This window comes from Geobacillus sp. TFV-3, assembly GCF_009901865.1.
GTDB classification, from domain to species: Bacteria; Bacillota; Bacilli; order Bacillales; family Anoxybacillaceae; genus Geobacillus; species Geobacillus thermoleovorans_A.
Window position 1 is genome coordinate 1,108,423 of sequence record NZ_MPSP01000001.1, and the last position, 19,846, is coordinate 1,128,268.

A 19,846-nucleotide genomic window follows, 5' to 3' on the forward strand; every position below is an offset into this window, starting at 1 on the left:
GGAAAGCACAAAAAACCCTTCTTAGCTGCGCCAAGAAGGGTTTTGGGGGATGTTCTATCCACAATAATGGGAGGGGATATAGTTTAAGCTACTACTATAACGATATATGATTATTTTCACTATGTCAACAGTAAAAAATCAAAAATGGGGTAGAAAGATGAACGGATTGTACGAACAGATTGCCGCGGCGCCGGGCGGGCGAGTGTCGTATGCCGATTACATCAAGATGGCTCTTTACGACGAACGATCCGGCTACTATATGCGAGAGTGGGCGAAAATCGGCAAGGAAGGCGATTTTTTTACGAACAGCTCATTCGCTCCGGTGTTTGGCAAAGCGCTCGCCTCCCTTTGGATTCGGCTCGTGGAAGAAGGGGGGCTGCCGCCGGCTGTTTGCGAGTGGGGGGCGGAGACGGAAAATTGGCGCTTTCCGTATTAGAAGAATGGAAGAAAAAAAGTCCGCATACATACGACCGCTTGTCGTATACGATCATCGACCAAAGCCCGTTCCATCGCCGGCGCCAGTGCGAAACGCTTCAACCCGTCGCCGAGAAGGTGGAGCAATATGACGATGTCTCTCGCTGGCTGGCCGAGCGTGGGCCGTTTTCCGGCATCGTGTTCAGCAACGAATTTTTTGATGCATTTCCCGTTCACGTCATTGTAAAGGAAGGCGGTGTTTTGCACGAATGTTTTGTCGCCGCCCGCGATGGCCGGCTCGTGGAAGAAAAGGCGCCGCTTTGCCGTCCTGCTATTGTCCGCTATTTAAATGAACGCGGATTGGAACTGGCTGAGGGGCAAAGGCTTGAGGTGCCTCTCGCGATGAAGGCGTTTTGGCGCGAGGTTGGGACGCTGTTTCATCAGGCAGTGATGGTGACGGTCGACTATGGCTATACGGACGAACAGTTGCGCGCCCCGGCGCGGCGACATGGAAGCTTGCGCGGGTATTTCCGTCATCAGCTTGTTGCCGACCCGCTTTGCCATCCGGGAGAGATGGACTTGACGAGCCATGTGCAATGGGATGCGCTTCGTTTGTACGCCCGTCAGGCTGGGTGGGAGGAAGTGGCGTTCGTTCGCCAAGATCGGTTTTTGCTCGCGGCCGGTCTTTTGCGTGAATGGAACGTTTCAGAAGGCGGCGATTTCTTTTCGCCGGCAAGCCGCCAAAATCGAATGATCCGTGCGCTGATCGCCGACGGTGGCGTCAGCTGCTTTTTTGACGTGCTTATCTTGCAGAAAGGAATGAGTCTCCCCACGCGCGGCTTTTGGACAGCGCCCGAGTTTTTGCCAGCCGATTGACGGTTTCCTTCGCCTATCTGTAATGGAGAAAAGGGGTTCAGGTCAAAGCGACAAAAAAACAGGCAGGAGGTTCTGCCTGTTTTTTATTCACCCATGCCGGGCACCATCATAAAAGTGGTCCAATACGTAAACGCCGCGAAGAAAATCGTCAAGTATGCCCCGAAAATGTAAAGGTACATTCTCTCGGTCAGCTTTAAAAAGCCGAGGAACAAGAAAAACACCGTTTGGCCAAAGAAAATGAGCGACGTCGTATGCATATGGCCGAGGTAAAACATGACAGCAAAAATGCCGGTCCAAAAGGCGAGCACGCGGAACATGCGGTCCATTATGTATCCCTCCTTCGTTTGTGCAAACCATTGGTCCTTACTTATTATAATGTACAATGGTTGGGAATGTAAATAACGCTTTCGGGCAGGTGGCAAGAAATGATGCAAATGCCGGCCGTTGTTTGCTTGCAGACAAAGAAAAAAGAAGGAGGGACGCTGTCACGGACGGATGGCGATGCGGTAGGCGCAGCGGCGGCTGCCTTCCATCATGTTTTCTGTTTCCGCTACTTCGGCGCCGGCAAACAGCGTCTCGACCATTCCCTCCAAAAAGGCGTGGTGCATGCCGCAGACGGTATCAGGCGCTTGCGCGGCGATTTCTTTGAACGGGCAGTTGAAAATATCGAGGTATAGCACTCCTTTTTCTTCATCATAGTGCAATTGCGGCAAAAATCCAGCCGCTTCGGCCGCCTCTTCCATTATAGCGATTTTGTCGGCCATGGTGAGCGCGCCCGCTGTGCTGTTATGCGGCAAACGGCTGGCGATGAGCTCACGGCCGAAGCGCTTTCCTGTTTCACGCAACGCCTCGCTTCCAATGGGACCAAGTTTGGCCATCGTTTGAATGGCGATGCGGGCGAGGAGTTGATAATCGCGGAACGGAAAATACAGCCCGATCACTTCGTCGGACAGGCGGTACAACCGGCTCGGCCGTCCGCCTTTTCCCGTTTTTTGCGTATCCGATACGACCATGCGAACGTCTTCAAGTTTCGTTAAATGCAGGCGGGCGACGTTTGGATGGATATGGAATTTTTCTGCGATTTCTTGAACAGAAACGTCGCGATGCACTTTTGCCATGTATTCATAAATATGAAATCTGGTCGGGTCAGACAATACGCTTGTAATTTTCAGTGTTTGTTCCATCGGTTTCCCTCCTAAATGAATCATTGATATGGTTATTATAATGAAATCGTCCAAAGCGAGGAATGATTTTTGTCACTATTGTCAGTGAGTGGACTGACATTCAAAAAAATTTCACAAAAAAGCTGCGCCAAAAGCAGGATAACGGCTTATGCTCGTCGAAATACAAAACAGCCTGTCGAAAGGAGGGAATATGTGCTGAACGAGATCGAACAAACGGCAAACCGCCTTCTCGCCGAAGCGGTGCAGCGCCGCGCCTCGGATCTTCACCTCGTTCCGCGCCGCCGCGATGCCGCTGTTCGCTTTCGGCTTGATGGCATGCTTGTCGATGTCGGCGTGCTTCCGAAAGAAACCGCGGAACGTCTTATCGTCCACTTTAAATTTTTAGCCGGCATGGACATCGGGGAACGACGCCGTCCGCAAAGCGGCGCCATGGAAGTAACTGAGTTTGGGGAAACGGTGTATTTGCGTTTATCGACATTGCCGACGCTCTATGATGAAAGCCTCGTCATTCGCCTTCTGCCGCAGCGCCTCTCGCTGCCGCTTCGCGAACTATCCTTATTCTTCCGCTCCACCGCACGATTATTTTCCTTCATGCAGCATCCGCAAGGACTCGTGCTGTTGACCGGTCCGACGGGGTCGGGGAAAACGACGACCCTGTACACCCTTCTTGATCTTTGCCAAGCTGAAAGGCAACGCAACATCATCACGCTTGAAGATCCGATCGAAAAACAGAACGAACGATTGTTGCAAGTGCAAATCAATGAGAAAGCAGGGATCACCTACGCCGCCGGCCTAAAAGCGGCGCTGCGCCATGACCCGGATGTGTTGATGGTCGGTGAGATCCGCGATCATGACACGGCAGCCATTGCCATCCGTTCAGCGCTGAGCGGTCATTTGGTCGTCTCGACGATGCACGCCGCCGATGCAGCCGGCGCCGTCTACCGGCTGCATGAATTCGGCATTCCAATCGCCGATTTGGCCGAGACGCTGCTTGCCGTCTCCTCCCAGCGGCTTGTCGAGCTTTGCTGCCCGCTGTGCGGCGACGATTGCCATCCAGTGTGCGGCCGTCTTGGGCGACGCCGGCGCACCGCTGTTTATGAGTTGCTTTACGGTTCAGCGCTTGAGGACGTTATTCGTTCACTCACCGATGGGAGAGGGAAGCCAAAGCGTTCTTATATGACGCTGGTCCGCTTGATCCGCAAGGGGATTGCGCTCGGCTACCTGCCCGTCCGCATGCTTGAGCTCGTCGGAGGGGGAGAAAGATGAAACGCAAAATGTGGCCGCTCGCTGAACAGGCGTTGTTTTTTGCCCGGCTTGGCCGGCTGCTCGAGCGCGGTTACCCCCTTGGGCAAGCGCTTGAGTTTTTGGCCATCCAGGCTCCAACACACCGCCGGCTGGAAGTGGAACGCTGTCTGCAGCAGCTGCGCGCTGGGCTGCCGCTGTTTGCGGCTGTCGAAGCGCTGTCGGTCGACCGCATGGCGGTTAACCTCCTCTTTTTTGCCGAACGGCATGGCGACTTGCCGCGCGGCATGGCAGAGACAGGGGAAGCGCTGGCGCAAAAAGCGCGCTTCCACGAGCAACTGCGCCGCTTCAGCCGTTATCCGCTATTCCTTCTTTCTTTGCTCATCATCATGCTCGTCTTGATGGAATGGTGGCTGTTGCCGCAGTTTGAACGGGCGGCGGCGGCGTTTTCTCCACAACGCGGACACACCGCTTGGCTGCTTACGGTGATCGCCCATGCCCCTATGGTGCTGGCCGCCATCGCCGCCTTGGCGGTGTTCTCCGGGCTGTTTTACGTCGTTTGTTTCCGCCGCTGGCCGGTCTCCCGAAAACTTCAATTCGCTTTGCGAATTCCAGGGCTTGCTTCGTTTCTGAAACTGTTTCTCACCTGCCAGACCGCTCGCCAGCTCGGGCGCTTGCTGCAGGCCGGGTTGTCGGTTTATGATGCGCTCGGCGTGTTCAGCGAGCCGTCGTCTTGGCCGTTTTTGCAAATGGAGGGTCGGCGCCTTCGCGAGGGGTTGATGAAAGGGATGACGCTTGACGGATTAATCGGCGCCGTCCGCTATTACGAACAAGAGCTGGCGCTTGTCATCCGCCACGGCCAGTCGAACGGCGAACTTGGCAAAGAACTTGAACATTACAGCGAGTTTTTGCTGCAGGTGATGGAACAACGAATCGAGTCGGTCTTAAAACGCATGCAGCCGCTTTTATTGGCGGTCGTTGGCTCGTTTGTCGTCGGCATGTATTTGGCGATTTTGCTGCCAATGTTTTCTATGTTGAACGGACTGTAAGCTGCTTCCATCCAATGGAGATGGGACGGCGCGCAGGAACATGATGCTCAATCTCAATGTGTCGGCTCCTTGGGGGAGGAGCGCGCCCCACCTCCCGAGGCCCAATCAATGAACAGATTCGATGGTCAAGGAACGGATCGAACCGGTCATTCGCTAAGCGCTTTTTCTGAAATTTTGTATACGAGGAGGAGTGGCAATGAATCAAAAAGGATTCACGTTGATCGAAATGTTGATTGTGATGATGGTGATTTCTGTTCTGCTGTTGATTGCGATTCCCAATATTACTAAACACAACAGCATGATCAATTCGAAAGGATGTGAGGCGTTTTTGAACACGGTGCAAGCGCAGGTAAAAGCGTATGAAATGGAACATAACAAAATTCCGACGGTGCAGGAATTGCTCGACGGCCGCTATATTAAATCGGCCAAATGTCCGAACGGCCATGCGATCCAAATCAGCGCGAACGGTGATGTGAGTGAAAGCGGTTCATAACGGCGGGTTTACGCTGCTTGAGATGCTGATCGTTTTCTCGGTGGTGCTAGTGCTTGCCGCGCTGGCTGTTCCTGCGCTTGGCGGCGCTGTGCGCCATCAAGAGGAGATGTATATGCTGGCTGTGCTGCGCGCGGACTTGTATAGAGCGCAGCAATACGCCATCGCCCATCGGGCCGATGTGTCCATTTTTTTCACTGATGGCGGGGCGGAGTACAAGGCGGTTGAGGCAGCGAGCGGCCGGCAGGTTGTCGCCCGCTCACTCCCTTCTCCGTGGCGGTTCCGGCTCGTCACGCTGCGCAATCCGCTCGTCTTTACGGACAACGGCAACATCGAGAAGGCGGGAACCGTTTGGGTGCGTGGGGGCAAGAGCAACTACAAGCTTACTTTTTTGCTTGGAAAAGGGCGGTTTTATGTGCAAAAAATGTAGCGGTGGTTTTTTATTGGTGGAGGCGTTGTTCGCTTTGTCGCTCCTATGGATGACGACGGCGGTTCTTCTTCCGCTGCTCATGCAAATCGCCGTCGAGCGGCAAAACCTCATGCTCGAAGAAAAAGCGCATCAGCTGTTATCGATCGCGTTGTACGAGGAGCCGCTTGTGGGAGAAACCATCGTTGCTGACGGACGCACGGTGTTTCGGCTGCAGGCGCGAGAGGAAGGAGGGCGAATGTGGAGCGTTTGCGTGCGTTGGAACGATTACGCCGGCCGCGAGATGGAGCGGTGCGGGTATGGCAAGCGGTAGCGGCAAAAGAAAGCGGGTTTACAATGATTGAAGCGTTGTTGGCGCTGGTGGCTGCGATGGCCGCGGCGGCGGCCGTTCCGGCGTTGTTGTCCGTCCGCTTGCTGGCTCCAGAGCCGACGGACGCGTTTTCCCGATTGGAATGGCGGCTGTTTTTGCAACAGCTGCAAATCGAGCTGAATGAAACGAAGCAATGGTCAACTGGCGGCCGTGTCCTCTATTTGCAAAAATGGAGCGGCAAGACGGTCAGTTTTTCTGTTGCTCCGTCAAGAGCCGAGCTGATCCGCCAGGTGGACGGCGCTGGCAATGAAACGGTGCTTCGCCATGTGCGCGCTGTTTCGTACCGCGCCGGCGTCCGCGGGATATTTTTGCAAGTGACGGCTGATGACGGCACCGTTTGCGAGGCGTTTGTGGCGCGGGCGTTTTAGCCGGCGGCTTGTACGGTGGGCCCCTTTGACCGTCGCTTCCCCCTTTTTAGACTGGAAAAACGAGGAGAAGGGGAAATGGGTCGACAAGATGGCGTTATTTTTCCGATTGTGGCTGTTGTTTCTTTGTTGCTTGTCTTTTCTGTCATGCATGTCTTGCTCCTCTATGAAGCGGAACGACAGGCAGCTTATGAGGCCCAGCAGGCAGCCGAAGCGGATGAACTTGTGCAGATGGCCGTGTTTGACGTAAAAGAACGCATCGCATCTGCTGATCCGTCGACCGCGGGGGAGACTGGAGAATGGACCTATCCGCGCGGAATGGCGGCCTACCGGTGGGTGCGGGAAGATGCAGCGCACGTTCGGGTTTCTTTGTCCATCCGTTCGTCCTCTGGGCTGAGGCGCGCTGCCATGTTTACTGTCACGCTTCCAGCGCTTCATATTGTCGAATGGAGCGAGCAAAACGGTTAAAAGAGGAAAGAAGCGGAAAAACTAAAAGAAAAAAGGGGGGATTTGATGGCAGTCAACGATTATGTCAAGTTTGTCACCCAACAGTTTGTCGCCTACATGGATTTGCCGAAAGAGGAGCGGAGGCAGCGGCGTCAGGTGCGGAAACAAGAGCAGCTTCCCCTTTCATACCGCTTGTTTGGCATGGTGCCGCTTTCGCTTCGGCTGCTGTTTCGGCGCCGCCCGTAGCAGCCGCCCGCTGGCCTAGGCCGGCGGGCGGTTTTCGTGCCGACGGAAGGGAGTTTGTCGGTTTGAGCGCTCCGAGCCGGATGGACCAATCCCGGATTTGGCTCACGATGAGCGGGGAAGCAAATAAAACAGTCCGCCGTTGATGACGGAAACGGTGATATGCGGCTTGTACTGCTTTTCCAACGCTTCCTTCTCAATATAATAGCACTCCGGCTTTTCTTCGCAGTCTTTGTAAAATTCATCAAGCAACGCCAAATCGTCGGCCCAGCGTCGGCGCGCCTCATCCGCCCACGCATGGTTGTCGGCGGCGATGCGGCTGCGAATATATTGTTCAATGCGGCCGATGCCGCTTCTCGGTTTAATGAGCGGGGAGATGGTGAAACAGTAATCAGGGATTTTCGGCGTCAGCCGTCGCTCGCGCAGCCGTTCGTGGAACGACTCGACGATCGTTCCGCTAATGAGGTGAAGGCCAAGGGAGACGATTTCATCTTTTTTTCGGTCGCATTCGTACGAAATTGTGACGTTCATGCCGAGCCATGGATGGAGAGCGGCGTTGCCGTCTAAAGGCGCGCTTGGCTCCTCATACAGGCGGATGAAGCTGCCGCGTTTTTGCGCTGAGCGGAACAGCTGGTGCAGCCGGGGAGCGCCGAAATGGAGGCGCTCCCCTTTAAGTTTGTCCGTCCGCTCGCTCGCGCGGGTGATGAGCGTCAGTTGCATCGGCTGCGGGACGCCGCCTGTCCGTTCGATATAATGCCAGTAAAACGGGCGGTTCATCAGCTCTTTGTCCATTTCTGCCGTCAGCTGGACGATGAGGTAATCATCGTTCGCTTCCACAAACGTGCAGCTGTTGGCCGCAAAATAGCGTTCGACAAAGCGGCGGATTTCATGTTGCTGCATGCTGCTTGCCTCCTTCTTTTCCGAGCTGCTCTGCCAGCTCGATCATGGCGATGATGTTTTCCATTTTGATTTTCATCTCCCCTTCGCTCCGTGAATGAACGAAGGCGTCTTCGAAGTAGCGCTCCAGGTTGGCGAGGTTCATTTTCGCCAAAATGTCGTCCAGCTCGCCGACGACTCGTTCGAACAGGCGGATTTTTTCGTACAGAAGCGTTAAAATATGCTCTTCGACTGTTTGTTTGATGGCGAAGTTGTAAATGTAAACGTCATCAGTCTGGCCGAGCCGGTGGACGCGGCCGATCCGTTGCTCAAGGCGCATCGGGTTCCACGGCAAGTCGTAGTTGATGACATAGCGGCAAAACTGCAAGTTGATGCCCTCGCCGCCCGCCTCGGTGGCGATGAACACTTGGGCGTGGTGTTTAAACAGTTCCTGCATCCAGTCTTTTTTGCCGCGCCGGAAGCCGCCGCGAAACGGAACGGACGAGATGCCGTGCTGCTTTAAAAACCATTGCAAGTAAAGCTGCGTCGCCCGGTATTCCGTGAAAATAATGACTTTGTCATTGATGGAGCGGATGAGCTCGAGCGCTTTTTCCGCCTTTGAGTTCGTCGTGACGGCGTTGATTTTTTCCAATACGCGTTCAAGCGGCTCTGGAACCGTTCCGCCGCATTTGTCGATCATGTTTTTGATCGTGAGGAACAGCGCTTCGCGGCTGCTGCACGCCTCGCGAAGAAGCGTGATGAGCGAAAACGAGCCGGCGAACGATTCGCGGCGGAGCGCCTTGACCGCTTCATACAGTTCCCGTTCCTCATTCGTAAACTCGATCAGCACCGGTTCAACGTGGCGCTTTGACCATTCGATCGGCGTGTCGGCGCGGCGGTTGCGGATCATCACTTTGTTGACGAGCGCTTTTAAATGGTCGTGCGTCTGTACGGTCCGTGTTTTGCCGTATGTTTTGGCAAATTGCTCGGCGTTGCCTAAATGGCCAGGCTTCAAGAGTGAGACGAGGTTGAAAATTTCTTCGATTCGGTTTTGGATCGGCGTCGCCGTCAGGAGCAAACAAAACTTCTTTTTTAAATTTTGCACAAACTCGTAGTTTTTCGTTTTGTTATTTTTCAGTTTGTGCGCCTCGTCGATGATGATCATGTCGTACGACTGCCCGTAGATGATGTCGCGGTGCGGCGGTTTTTTTGCCGTGTCGATCGAGGAAACGACAATATCGCACTGCTCCCAGACGTAGCTCTTTTTCTGCTGGACGGCCGGGATGAAAAACTTTTCGTTCAACTCTCTCGCCCATTGCGAAACAAGGGAGGCGGGAACGAGAATAAGCGCTTTTTTCACAAGGCCGCGAATCATATATTCTTTTAAGACGAGCCCGGCCTCGATCGTTTTTCCAAGCCCGACTTCATCCGCCAAAATGGCTTTGCCGTTCATCTCCTCGACGACGCGGCGCGCCACTTCAAGCTGGTGCGGGAGGATCGTCAAGTGGGGCAAATGTTTCGGCGCCTGCAAGCCATTAAATTCTGGGACGCTTAAATGATGAGCGGCCTCAAGCGCCAGTTCGTACATTTCCCAGCTCGCCCAAGGGCCGTCTTTTTCGACGCGTGCCAAAAATTCTTCCTTCCATGTTTCATCCATTTCAAGATCAATGTTCATGGCGATCCCCTTCCCTTGCTGCGAATGTTTATATAGATTACATTTGGTATGTTGGGTAAAAAAAGAACATTATTATGACCAATTACCATTAAAGTTCGATTATTTCCTATTGCCCTTTGGCTGCAGTTGATGGTAGTATAAATTTAGAACATTCGCATGACTCGTTGATAAGGGCGTTTATTAGTATGCCCGTTTTGAAAACAATTTATCGATGGGCGGATGACGGCAAGGGGAGAGACTACGGAATGTAGCGCCGAAGGAGCAAGCGGAAAACGCGAATCTCTCAGGCAAAAAGACTCTTGCTTGACGCAGCTCTGGAGAGCGCCTGCGTTCACGCAGGCCACCCAAGAGGAAACCGATCGGCCCCACGGACTGCGAACGGATGCGCCAAACGGCCGGCGGGAAACTTTCAGGTGCCAGGACAGAGCCCCCTTACTTGTTGATAGGGGGAAGTCTGTCCTTTTTTGTGTGATGTGGATTAAAGGAGGGAAAAGCAGATGCTAAAGCGCACGCCTCTATTCTCGGTGTACGCCCGTTACGGCGCCAAAACGATTGAATTTGGCGGCTGGGAGATGCCGGTGCAGTTTTCCAGCATCAAGGAAGAACATGAGGCTGTAAGAACACGCGCCGGGCTGTTTGACGTTTCTCATATGGGGGAAATTGTCGTCCGCGGCCGCGGGAGTCTTGCGTTTTTGCAAAAACTCATGACCAATGACGTCGCCAAACTGCGGCCCGGCCGGGCGCAATATACGCTCATGTGCTATGAGGACGGCGGCACAGTCGATGATTTGCTCATTTATCAAAGAGCTGCCGACGACTATTTGCTTGTCGTCAACGCCGCAAATACAGAAAAAGACTTCGCCTGGCTAAGCGAGCATGTTGAGGGCGATGTCGAGCTCAAGGATGTATCGGCCGAAACGGCTCAGCTTGCTTTGCAAGGACCGGCAGCAGAGCGCGTCCTGCAGCGATTGACCGATTTTGATTTGTCTACGCTGCGCCCGTTTTCATTCGCCGACGGCGTCGAAGTCTCGGGCGTGAAGGCGCTCGTTTCGCGCACCGGCTACACGGGTGAAGACGGGTTTGAGCTATATTGTAAAGCCGAAGACGCCGCCGCGCTATGGGAGGCGATCCTGGCCGACGGAGCTCGTGACGGCGTCCTTCCATGCGGGTTGGGGGCGCGCGATACGCTCCGCTTTGAAGCGTGTCTTCCGCTTTACGGCCAAGAGCTGTCCGACTCGATCACACCGGTTGAAGCCGGGCTCGGTTTTGCCGTCAAAACGGAAAAAGAGCCGCCGTTTATCGGCCAAGCTGTGTTGAAACGGCAAAAAGAGGCGGGGCCGCCGCGCCGGCTCGTCGGCATCGAGATGATCGACAGAGGCATTCCGCGCCACGGATACGTTGTATTTGCCGACGGCGAAGAAGTCGGTTTCGTCACGACCGGCACACAGTCGCCGACACTGAAGAAAAACATCGGCTTGGCTTTGGTGAAAGCAGATGTGGCCGCCATCGGCCGGGAGGTGGAGGTGGACATCCGCGGCAAACGGCTGAAAGCGAACATCGTGCCGATTCCGTTTTACAAGCGGGCTAAGTGACGATTCCAAAGCGACAAGGAAAGGGGAAAGCGCTGTGCTCCATCGTTATTTGCCGATGACGGAAGAAGATAAACGAGAGATGTTGAAGACGATCGGCGTCGCCTCGATTGACGACTTGTTTGCCGATATTCCAGAACAAGTCCGCTTCCGCGGCGAGCTGAAGGTGAAACCGGCCAAATCGGAGCCGGAGCTGTGGAAAGAGCTTGCGGCCTTAGCGGAAAAAAACGCCAATCTGAAACAATACGTTTCCTTTTTAGGCGCTGGGGTGTACGACCATTACATTCCAGCGGTGGTAGACCATGTGTTGTCGCGCTCTGAATTTTATACCGCGTATACCCCGTATCAACCGGAAATTTCCCAAGGCGAGTTGCAGGCGATTTTTGAGTTTCAGACGATGGTGTGCGAGTTGACCGGCATGGATGTCGCCAACTCGTCGATGTACGACGGCGGCACGGCGCTTGCCGAAGCGGTGCTTCTTAGCGCCGCGCATACGAAGCGGAAGAAAGTGCTCATCTCGACCGCCGTTCATCCGCAATATCGGGAAGTTGTGCGCACATACGCCAAAGGACAGAAGCTCGAAGTGAAAGAAATTCCGTATGACGGCGGCATCACCGATCTTAAGGCGCTTGAAGCAGAAATGGAGGACGATGTGGCGTGCGTTGTCGTCCAATACCCGAACTTTTTTGGTCAAATTGAGCCGCTGAAAGCGATCGCGCCGCTTGCGCATGAAAAGAAAAGCTTGTTTGTCGTCGCCAGCAACCCATTGGCGCTTGGCGTGCTGACTCCGCCAGGGGCGTTTGACGCCGACATTGTGGTCGGCGACATGCAGCCGTTTGGCATTCCGACGCAGTTTGGCGGCCCGCATTGCGGCTATTTCGCCGTCAAAACGCCGCTCATGCGCAAAATTCCGGGGCGGCTCGTCGGGCAGACGACCGATGAGGACGGGCGCCGCGGATTTGTCTTGACGCTTCAAGCGCGCGAACAGCACATCCGCCGCGACAAGGCGACATCCAACATTTGCTCCAATCAAGCGTTGAACGCCTTGGCCGCTTCCGTGGCGCTGTCGGCGCTCGGCAAGCGGGGCGTAAAAGAAATGGCGACGATGAACCTTCAAAAAGCGCATTATGCAAAGAGGGAATTGGAAAAGCGCGGATTGTCGTCGCCGTTTGCCGGTCCGTTTTTCAACGAATTCGTCATCCGGCTCGGACGGCCGGTTTCTGATGTGAACGACCGCCTGCTCGAAAAAGGAATCATCGGCGGCTATGACCTTGGCGGCGATTATCCGGAGCTGGCGGGCCATATGCTTGTTGCGGTCACCGAACTGCGGACAAAAGAAGAAATCGATCGGTTTGTCAATGAATTGGGGGATGGCCATGCGTAACAATCAACCGCTTATTTTCGAACGAAGCAAGCCGGGGCGCATCGCCTACAGCCTTCCGGCGTTGGACGTTCCGGCTGTCGATGTCAGCGAGCTCGTGCCGGCCGATTATGTTCGCATTGAAGAGCCGGAGCTCCCGGAAGTGTCGGAGCTTGACTTAATGCGCCACTATACGGCGCTCTCGAGACGAAACCACGGCGTCGATTCCGGGTTTTACCCGCTCGGGTCATGCACGATGAAATACAATCCGAAAATCAATGAAAACGTTGCCCGCCTCGCCGGGTTTGCCCACATTCATCCGCTTCAGCCAGAAGAAACGGTGCAAGGGGCGCTCGAGTTGATGTACGACTTGCAGGAACATTTAAAGGAAATCACCGGCATGGATGCGGTCACGTTGCAACCGGCGGCCGGCGCCCACGGAGAGTGGACGGGGCTGATGATGATCCGCGCTTATCATGAAGCAAACGGCGACTTCGGACGGACGAAAGTGATCGTTCCGGATTCGGCGCATGGCACGAACCCGGCGTCGGCCACGGTGGCCGGCTTTGAAACGGTCACGGTCCGCTCGACGGTTGACGGGCTTGTCGATTTGGATGACTTAAAGCGCGTCGTCGGTCCGGATACAGCGGCGCTTATGCTCACGAACCCGAACACGCTCGGGCTGTTTGAAGAGCATATTGTCGAAATGGCCGAAATCGTCCACAAAGCCGGCGGCAAGCTGTATTATGACGGCGCGAATTTAAACGCCATTCTTGGCAAGGCGCGCCCGGGAGACATGGGTTTTGACGTCGTCCATTTGAACTTGCACAAAACGTTCACCGGCCCGCACGGCGGCGGAGGCCCAGGCTCCGGCCCGGTCGGGGTGAAAGCCGACCTCATTCCGTTTTTGCCGAAGCCGGTCATCGAAAAAGGGGAAAACGGCTATTACCTTGATGACGACCGCCCGCAATCGATCGGCCGCGTCAAGCCGTTTTACGGCAATTTCGGCATCAACGTCCGAGCGTACACGTACATCCGCTCGATGGGGCCGGACGGCTTAAAAGCGGTGAGCGAATATGCGGTGTTAAACGCCAACTATATGATGCGCCGGCTTGCTGAGTATTACGATTTGCCGTATGACCGCCATTGCAAGCATGAGTTCGTCCTCTCCGGCCGGCGGCAAAAGAAGCTTGGCGTCAGAACGCTCGACATCGCCAAGAGGCTGCTTGATTTCGGCTTCCATCCGCCGACGATTTACTTCCCGCTCATCGTCGAAGAATGCATGATGATCGAGCCGACGGAGACGGAGTCGAAAGAGACGCTCGATGCGTTTATTGACGCCATGATCCAAATCGCCAAAGAGGCGGAGGAAAATCCGGAAATCGTTCAAGAAGCGCCGCATACGACGGTCGTCAAGCGGCTCGATGAAACGACCGCGGCGCGCAAACCGATTTTGCGCTACCAAAAAGAAACGTAAGCTAAGCCTTGTTCTTATGCGGCCTGCCTCGTAAAGGGAGGCCGCTTCGTTGTCAAAAAAGAAAGTGAACCATCCATCATCGCCTCCAAGCTGAAGGAGAAAAGCTGCGCTATCGGCGCGGCTGCTTCGGTGCTTGAGACGGTCGTTCTGCCGCCGGAATATGCGGCGGTCTAGCGCAAGCGAAAAGAGGCGTCTGCCTTTCCCGGCAGAGCGCCTCTTTCGTTAGGCTACGCTTTTTTCTTCACTTTCCCGGTCCATGTTTTAAATCCGCCTTTTAAATGGTACAAGTCGCGGTACCCTTTTCGGTAGAGCATTTGCGCGGCACGCCCGCTGCGCAGCCCGTTTTGGCAGTACAAATAGATCGGCTGGTCTTTGCGCAATTCTTTCATGCGCATGCGAAGCTGCGTGAGCGGGATGTTGCGCGCCCCTAAAATATGTCCAGCCGCAAACTCATCCGGTTCGCGGACATCAATCAATTGCGCTTTCCGGTAGCCGGCGCGGAACTCTTCCTCTGTCAATGCTTTGACAATTCTCCGCTGCCAGAAGTACGTAATGACGGAATACACGATGATCGCGCCGAGAATAATGAGCAATGCCTTCACCTGTCATGCCTCCTTTCGCTTCATCTGCTATTTCCTATTATATAAAGTCGCTGCGGGGAAGCAAAGAGATTTTCGCCGTGCCATTTTTCTTTCCTTCACCGGCGTTGTTTGCTAAACTAGTAAAGGTGGCCGAAGGCGTTCTGCCCTGAAACGCCGCCAGGTTGAAGCGAGGAACAATGGAGAAGGTGGAACGATGGCAAAAGAAGTATGGCGCTTTATCGATTCCGGCTATTGCCCGCCGGCGTTCAATATGGCGCTCGATGAGGCGCTTCTCGATTGGCACAGCGAAGGAAAAATTCCGCCGACGGTCCGCTTTTATGGCTGGAATCCGCCAACCTTGTCGATTGGCTATTTTCAAAAAGTGGAGAAAGAAATTGACTTAGAGGCGGTCAAACGGCACGGCCTCGGCTTTGTCCGCCGTCCGACCGGCGGGCGCGGCGTCCTGCACGATCAAGAATTGACATACAGCGTGATCGTCTCCGAATCGCACCCGGCGATGCCGAAGACGGTGACGGAAGCCTATCGCGTCATTTCTCAAGGAATTTTAGAAGGATTTCGCTATCTTGGATTGGATGCGTATTTTGCCGTGCCGAAGACAGAAGAAGAGAAAGCCGATTTGCGCAGCCCGCGCTCGGCTGTTTGCTTTGACGCGCCGTCGTGGTACGAACTTGTCGTTGAGGGGCGGAAAGTCGCCGGCAGCGCGCAAACGCGGCAAAAAGGCGTCATTTTGCAGCATGGCTCGATTTTGCTCGATTTGGACGAAGACTTGCTGTTCCGTTTGTTTAAATACCCGAACGAGCGGGTGAAAGAGCGGCTGCAGCGTGAATTTAAAAAGAAAGCGGTCGCCATCAATGAGGTGGCGGGCCGGACGGTGACGATTGAGGAAGCGAAAGAAGCGTTTTACAAAGGATTTGAAAAAGGATTGGACATCGTATTGGAGCCGTACACGCTCACCGACGAGGAACGGGCGTACGTCGAAGAGCTGGCGCGGACGAAATACGAAAGCGATGAATGGAACTTCAAGCGATGAGCAGCGACGCGGCAAATCGCTCGTTTTCCGGCAGAAACGGCGGCACTCCCCCGTTTTTCTCCGCATTTCGCCATGTTTTGTTTTTTGGCTTGACAAAAACGAAATCGTTTGTTCTCTTTAACAATATATAGTATGATTTTCATAAAAAATCATACTATATATTGTTTTTTTCTGTTCGATATGATAAGGTAGAGAAGACAGGACAACTTTGCCAAAAACATGAGAGATTATATAAAAGAGGAGAGATAGGAGAATGACGGTGGCGTCATCCGAGAAAATGAAGATCAATATTGACAAGCTGAACGAGGATATCCGCCTATTTCCGCAAGTGCATCCGATTACGCCGGATATGCACATCACCCATAAAGGCGTATCCCGTTTGGTCATGTTGGATCGGTATTCGTTCAAAGATACGGAGAAGCTGACGCTCACACCGGGTGACTTTGTCGTGTTGACGATCAAGGAAGATCCGAAATTCCCGGCCCGGGGGCTCGGGTTTATCGTCGACATCGACTGGGAGGCGAAAAAGGCGCACGTGTTGATTGAGGACGAATACCGGCATGTGCTCGAAGGGGAAGAGGCGGAGACCGGCATTGTGGTTCGGTCGCTCGACATTATCGACAAGCCGCTCGAGATTTTCTATGAGCAAATCGCCAAGCGCAATGCCACCGGGCTGGCGGCGGTGGAAAAGACGGAAGAAAAGCGGAAAGAGTGGTTCGAAAAGTTTTATCAAGAGCTCGCAAGCTTGAATTTTGTTCCGGCCGGCCGCGTGTTGTACGGCGCAGGTTCAGGCAAGGAAGTGACGTATTTCAACTGCTATGTGATGCCGTTTGTGAAAGACTCGCGCGAAGGAATTTCCGAACATCGGAAGCAGGTGATGGAAATCATGAGCCGCGGCGGCGGCGTCGGAACGAACGGCTCGACATTGCGGCCGCGCCATACGCTTGCGCGCGGGGTGAACGGCAAATCGTCCGGGTCGGTCTCGTGGCTTGACGACATTGCGAAGCTGACTCACCTTGTCGAGCAAGGTGGCTCCCGGCGCGGCGCCCAAATGATTATGCTTGCCGACTGGCATCCGGACATTATCGAGTTCATCGTCTCGAAAATGCAAAACCCGCGCATTTTGCGCTACCTGCTCGAAAATATGGAAGATGAAGGAATCAAAAAAGCAGCGCGCGACAAACTGAAATTTACGCCGCTCACCGAGCGGGAGCGGGCGATGTACGAAGCGATCGTCCGCTACAAGAACGCGCCTGACTACGGCGGTTTCACTGAGGAAATCATCAAAGACGCCGAAGAAAAACTGCGCACCGGTGGTACATACACGGTGCACAATCCTGACTTTTTGACCGGTGCGAACATTTCCGTCTGCTTGACGAAAGAGTTCATGGAAGCGGTCGAAAAGGACGAAGAATACGCGCTCCGTTTCCCGGATGTGGAAACGTATTCCGAAGAGGAAATGCGCATTTACAACGAAAAATGGCATGAAGTCGGCGATGTGCGAGAATGGGAGAAAATGGGCTACCGCGTCCGCGTCTACCGAAAAATCCGCGCCCGCGAACTGTGGAAGCTGATCAATATTTGCGCCACGTATTCCGCCGAACCGGGCATTTTCTTCATCGACAACGCCAACGAAATGACGAACGCCCGCGCGTACGGGCAAAAAGTGGTTGCGACCAACCCGTGCGGGGAACAACCTCTCGCACCATATTCGGTCTGCAACCTGGCCGCCATTAACTTGGCGAACATGGTGGACAAAGAACGGAAAGTCGTGGACTACGAAAAACTGAAACGCACGGTCGAAATCGGGGTGCGGATGCAAGACAACGTCATTGACGCGACGCCGTACTTCCTTGAGGAAAACAAAAAACAAGCGCTCGGCGAGCGCCGCATCGGCCTTGGCGTCATGGGGCTCGCAGACTTGCTCATTTACTGCGAAAAAGCGTACGGCTCTGAGGAAGGAAACGAGCTCGTCGATGAGCTGTTCCGCACGATCGCCACGACCGCGTACCGGGCATCGATCGAGCTGGCGAAAGAAAAAGGCAGCTTCCCGTTTTTGGTCGGCGAAACGGAGGAAGAGACGCGCAAGCTGCGCGAAGCGTTCATCAACACCGGCTACATGAAACGGATGCCAGAAGACATTCGCCAAGATATTTTGAAATACGGCATCCGCAACTCGCACTTGCTGACGGTGGCGCCGACAGGATCGACTGGGACGATGGTCGGCGTCTCAACCGGGCTGGAGCCGTACTTCTCGTTCTCGTACTACCGGAGCGGGCGCTTGGGCAAATTTATCGAAGTGAAAGCGGACATCGTCGAAGAATATTTGGACAAACATCCAGAAGCCGACCCGAACCACTTGCCGCCTTGGTTTGTGACGGCGATGGACTTGCCGCCGGAAGCGCATGCTGATGTGCAATGCATCATTCAGCGCTGGGTCGACTCGAGCTTGTCGAAAACGGTCAACGCGCCAAAAGGCTACACCGTCGAGCAAGTGCAAAAAGTGTACGAACGGTTATGGCGCTGCGGCGCGAAAGGCGGGACCGTCTATGTCGACGGCAGTCGCGATGCGCAAGTGTTGACGCTAAAGGCAGAGGAGAATCAGATTGAAGAGCAACTTGAGCTGCTTCCAGAGGAGCTCGAGGAAAAAGAGACGAAACGCCCCGTTGTGCTCGTTGATACGATTCAAGATGTGCGCGCCACCGATGTGACAATCGGTTCTGAAATTGGCAATATTTGCCCGATTTGCCGCGAAGGGACGATCGAAGAGATCGGCGGCTGCAACACGTGCACCAACTGCGGCGCGCAGCTGAAGTGCGGGTTGTAATGTTGAATGATGGGGTGAAGGACACGCTGGTTCTGCAATGAACATATACCAGTCAAGTAGACCAGTGTAAAAACCCCCCTCTTCAGCTGCTCGCAAGATAGTGGAATGAAGAAACGTTGTCAAGGAAAGCACTTGACAACGTCCCCTTCATTTCACTTCATTGAAGATATTCCCAGCCGTTCACCTGCCAGGCTGCCTTGGTCATTCGGTACTCTATCGGACTAAGGTGGCCTAATCTTTTTTTTTGAAACCGTTCATGATTTCATGATTATAAAATACGAAAAAAATCTTTCATTACACAAAATGGTTGACAGTACCTTTTAGACGTTATGATTCTATTTTTGTACAAACTTTTTTACTGAATGAACAAAAATAACACTGGAGATAAAAATACAAAATGTATAAATATTAACGTACAAAGTGTTTGTATATTGATTTACCCAATTATAACGATAGATTTTAGAATTTGTATTGGACGGTGGCCCTCCTAATTGCTTGATTAGGTTCACAAAATACGAAATTTCTAAAAAAGCTGAGAGACATAGAATAAATAGTGAAGAAATAGTTATAAATAACCATTTTTTTTTGAATAAGCTGCGTTATTCATTATTTTCCATATTTCCCTTCCGAAGAAGAAAAATAGTAGTGCAGATAATATTATAAATACCATTCCTGGATTTCCATTTCCAGAAATTACATGAGGTTTCATTGTAAATAGTTTTGTTAGATATATCATAAATAAACAAGCCAAAAGCAATCCAATCAATCGTCTGGAAAATAAATTCAACTTCACTACTCCCTCCCCCCGATTTTACTGGATTTATCACATGAAACACTCCTTAGGTATGATGAAGGACTGTTTCATTTTTTAAGATAACCACGCAAAGTCGATATCTTGGTCATCATCTGTCCAATCAAACCAATGCGTTGCGGTATTATTAGCGCCGTTGTCAGGATCTTTGTAAGCGATATGCAAATCCCCCGTATAAGAACCGTTTTTATTATATCCAATCCCACAAACAAAATGATATGTGATAGTTGAACCTCCACTGTCAAATAAATCGAATCGGACTGCAACAGGATTGTTGTTATTAATAGCACTGATAAACTTAGAACCGTTTCCTTCTGCGTCTGTTACTATATTGTAGGTCCAAGCATTGCTTGTATGAAAAACATGCTCAAGAGAACCACTAGCCCACATTGAAATGGTTGTGCCCAACCATGTAGTACCTATCTCATTATAAAGATGATTAACTAAGGCTGCCCATGAACCATAGTAAGCGTTATCACGAACATTATACTG

At 53.2% G+C, this 19,846-nt stretch carries 19 protein-coding genes, 1 pseudogene and 1 riboswitch; of the genes and pseudogenes, 14 read left to right on the forward strand and 6 right to left on the reverse strand.

All coding sequences use genetic code 11. From position 1 onward, the window contains the following. Window positions 1–157: 157 nt before the first annotated feature. Window positions 158–1,290 (forward strand): annotated as a pseudogene (locus tag BJQ97_RS05615) (class I SAM-dependent methyltransferase). Between the two features lie 83 nt (window positions 1,291–1,373). Here the strand turns inward: BJQ97_RS05615 and BJQ97_RS05620 are convergent. Then, window positions 1,374–1,616 (reverse strand): DUF2626 family protein, encoded by a 243-nt coding sequence (locus BJQ97_RS05620; RefSeq protein WP_044730837.1) that lies wholly within the window; start codon window positions 1,614–1,616, stop codon window positions 1,374–1,376. Window positions 1,617–1,775: 159 nt separating this feature from the next. Continuing rightward, entirely contained in the window at window positions 1,776–2,474 is a 699-nt protein-coding gene (locus BJQ97_RS05625) for a helix-turn-helix transcriptional regulator (RefSeq protein ID WP_160155832.1), read from the reverse strand. 192 nt (window positions 2,475–2,666) lie between these two features. Here BJQ97_RS05625 and comGA point away from each other — a divergent pair, with 192 nt between their 5' ends. The 8 genes from comGA (at window position 2,667) to BJQ97_RS05665 (ending at window position 7,110) form a co-directional block, all read left to right on the forward strand. Continuing rightward, on the forward strand, window positions 2,667–3,740 hold the full coding sequence (gene comGA / locus BJQ97_RS05630; RefSeq protein WP_160155833.1) for a competence type IV pilus ATPase ComGA: 1,074 nt from the start codon (window positions 2,667–2,669) through the stop codon (window positions 3,738–3,740). Further along, window positions 3,737–4,765 carry a competence type IV pilus assembly protein ComGB gene (gene comGB / locus BJQ97_RS05635; protein WP_160155834.1) on the forward strand — a complete coding sequence of 343 codons (1,029 nt, stop codon included), beginning with the start codon at window positions 3,737–3,739 and terminating at the stop codon, window positions 4,763–4,765. Before comGA ends, comGB begins: the two co-directional genes overlap by 4 nt. A gap of 196 nt (window positions 4,766–4,961) precedes the next feature. After that, a complete protein-coding gene (gene comGC, locus BJQ97_RS05640; protein ID WP_066230544.1) occupies window positions 4,962–5,258 on the forward strand; it encodes a competence type IV pilus major pilin ComGC in 297 nt (98 codons plus the stop codon). After that, entirely contained in the window at window positions 5,242–5,685 is a 444-nt protein-coding gene (comGD, locus tag BJQ97_RS05645; protein ID WP_160155835.1) for a competence type IV pilus minor pilin ComGD, read from the forward strand. Before comGC ends, comGD begins: the two co-directional genes overlap by 17 nt. After that, window positions 5,669–5,995 carry a competence protein ComG gene (locus BJQ97_RS05650; RefSeq protein WP_160155836.1) on the forward strand — a complete coding sequence of 109 codons (327 nt, stop codon included), beginning with the start codon at window positions 5,669–5,671 and terminating at the stop codon, window positions 5,993–5,995. The genes comGD and BJQ97_RS05650 overlap by 17 nt, the downstream gene beginning before the upstream one ends. Further along, complete coding sequence (gene comGF, locus BJQ97_RS05655) at window positions 5,923–6,420, forward strand: competence type IV pilus minor pilin ComGF (protein WP_236567128.1); 498 nt, start codon at window positions 5,923–5,925, stop codon at window positions 6,418–6,420. The genes BJQ97_RS05650 and comGF overlap by 73 nt, the downstream gene beginning before the upstream one ends. 75 nt (window positions 6,421–6,495) lie before the next feature. Then, window positions 6,496–6,885 carry a competence type IV pilus minor pilin ComGG gene (gene comGG, locus BJQ97_RS05660; RefSeq protein ID WP_160155837.1) on the forward strand — a complete coding sequence of 130 codons (390 nt, stop codon included), beginning with the start codon at window positions 6,496–6,498 and terminating at the stop codon, window positions 6,883–6,885. A 45-nt stretch (window positions 6,886–6,930) separates the two neighbouring features. After that, entirely contained in the window at window positions 6,931–7,110 is a 180-nt protein-coding gene (locus BJQ97_RS05665; protein WP_011231910.1) for a YqzE family protein, read from the forward strand. Window positions 7,111–7,212: 102 nt separating this feature from the next. On the opposite strand, the gene BJQ97_RS05670 is transcribed toward BJQ97_RS05665, so the two are convergent. Together BJQ97_RS05670 and BJQ97_RS05675 are read right to left on the reverse strand one after the other, a co-directional pair. Continuing rightward, a complete protein-coding gene (locus BJQ97_RS05670; protein WP_160155838.1) occupies window positions 7,213–8,007 on the reverse strand; it encodes a YqhG family protein in 795 nt (264 codons plus the stop codon). Further along, window positions 7,994–9,658 (reverse strand): DEAD/DEAH box helicase, encoded by a 1,665-nt coding sequence (locus BJQ97_RS05675; protein WP_160155839.1) that lies wholly within the window; start codon window positions 9,656–9,658, stop codon window positions 7,994–7,996. The genes BJQ97_RS05670 and BJQ97_RS05675 overlap by 14 nt, the downstream gene beginning before the upstream one ends. A gap of 219 nt (window positions 9,659–9,877) precedes the next feature. Then, window positions 9,878–9,967: riboswitch (glycine riboswitch) on the forward strand. 188 nt (window positions 9,968–10,155) lie between these two features. Between BJQ97_RS05675 and gcvT the strand changes: the two genes are divergently transcribed. The 3 genes from gcvT to gcvPB are packed head-to-tail and all read left to right on the forward strand — an operon-like array spanning window position 10,156 to window position 14,084. Beyond that, on the forward strand, window positions 10,156–11,250 hold the full coding sequence (gene gcvT, locus BJQ97_RS05680) for a glycine cleavage system aminomethyltransferase GcvT (protein ID WP_160155840.1): 1,095 nt from the start codon (window positions 10,156–10,158) through the stop codon (window positions 11,248–11,250). Window positions 11,251–11,284: 34 nt separating this feature from the next. After that, window positions 11,285–12,631: an aminomethyl-transferring glycine dehydrogenase subunit GcvPA gene (gene gcvPA / locus BJQ97_RS05685; RefSeq protein ID WP_160155841.1), complete on the forward strand. Its 1,347-nt coding sequence runs from the start codon at window positions 11,285–11,287 to the stop codon at window positions 12,629–12,631. Further along, window positions 12,624–14,084 (forward strand): aminomethyl-transferring glycine dehydrogenase subunit GcvPB, encoded by a 1,461-nt coding sequence (gcvPB, locus tag BJQ97_RS05690; RefSeq protein WP_160155842.1) that lies wholly within the window; start codon window positions 12,624–12,626, stop codon window positions 14,082–14,084. The genes gcvPA and gcvPB overlap by 8 nt, the downstream gene beginning before the upstream one ends. Before the next feature lie 227 nt (window positions 14,085–14,311). Here the strand turns inward: gcvPB and BJQ97_RS05700 are convergent, their stop codons facing one another. Continuing rightward, window positions 14,312–14,686 carry a rhodanese-like domain-containing protein gene (locus tag BJQ97_RS05700; RefSeq protein WP_160155843.1) on the reverse strand — a complete coding sequence of 125 codons (375 nt, stop codon included), beginning with the start codon at window positions 14,684–14,686 and terminating at the stop codon, window positions 14,312–14,314. 193 nt (window positions 14,687–14,879) lie between these two features. On the opposite strand from BJQ97_RS05700, the gene BJQ97_RS05705 reads away from it, so the two are divergent. Both BJQ97_RS05705 and BJQ97_RS05710 read left to right on the forward strand, forming a co-directional pair. Next, window positions 14,880–15,716: a lipoate--protein ligase family protein gene (locus BJQ97_RS05705; protein WP_160155844.1), complete on the forward strand. Its 837-nt coding sequence runs from the start codon at window positions 14,880–14,882 to the stop codon at window positions 15,714–15,716. A 253-nt stretch (window positions 15,717–15,969) separates the two neighbouring features. Next, the gene (locus tag BJQ97_RS05710) at window positions 15,970–18,543 is read left to right on the forward strand and encodes a vitamin B12-dependent ribonucleotide reductase (protein WP_160155845.1); all 2,574 of its coding nucleotides are present in this window, start codon (window positions 15,970–15,972) and stop codon (window positions 18,541–18,543) included. An 868-nt stretch (window positions 18,544–19,411) separates the two neighbouring features. On the opposite strand, the gene BJQ97_RS05715 is transcribed toward BJQ97_RS05710, so the two are convergent. Continuing rightward, window positions 19,412–19,762, reverse strand: a complete 351-nt coding sequence (locus BJQ97_RS05715) for a hypothetical protein (protein WP_160155846.1) — start codon at window positions 19,760–19,762, stop codon at window positions 19,412–19,414. Window positions 19,763–19,846: the final 84 nt, after the last annotated feature.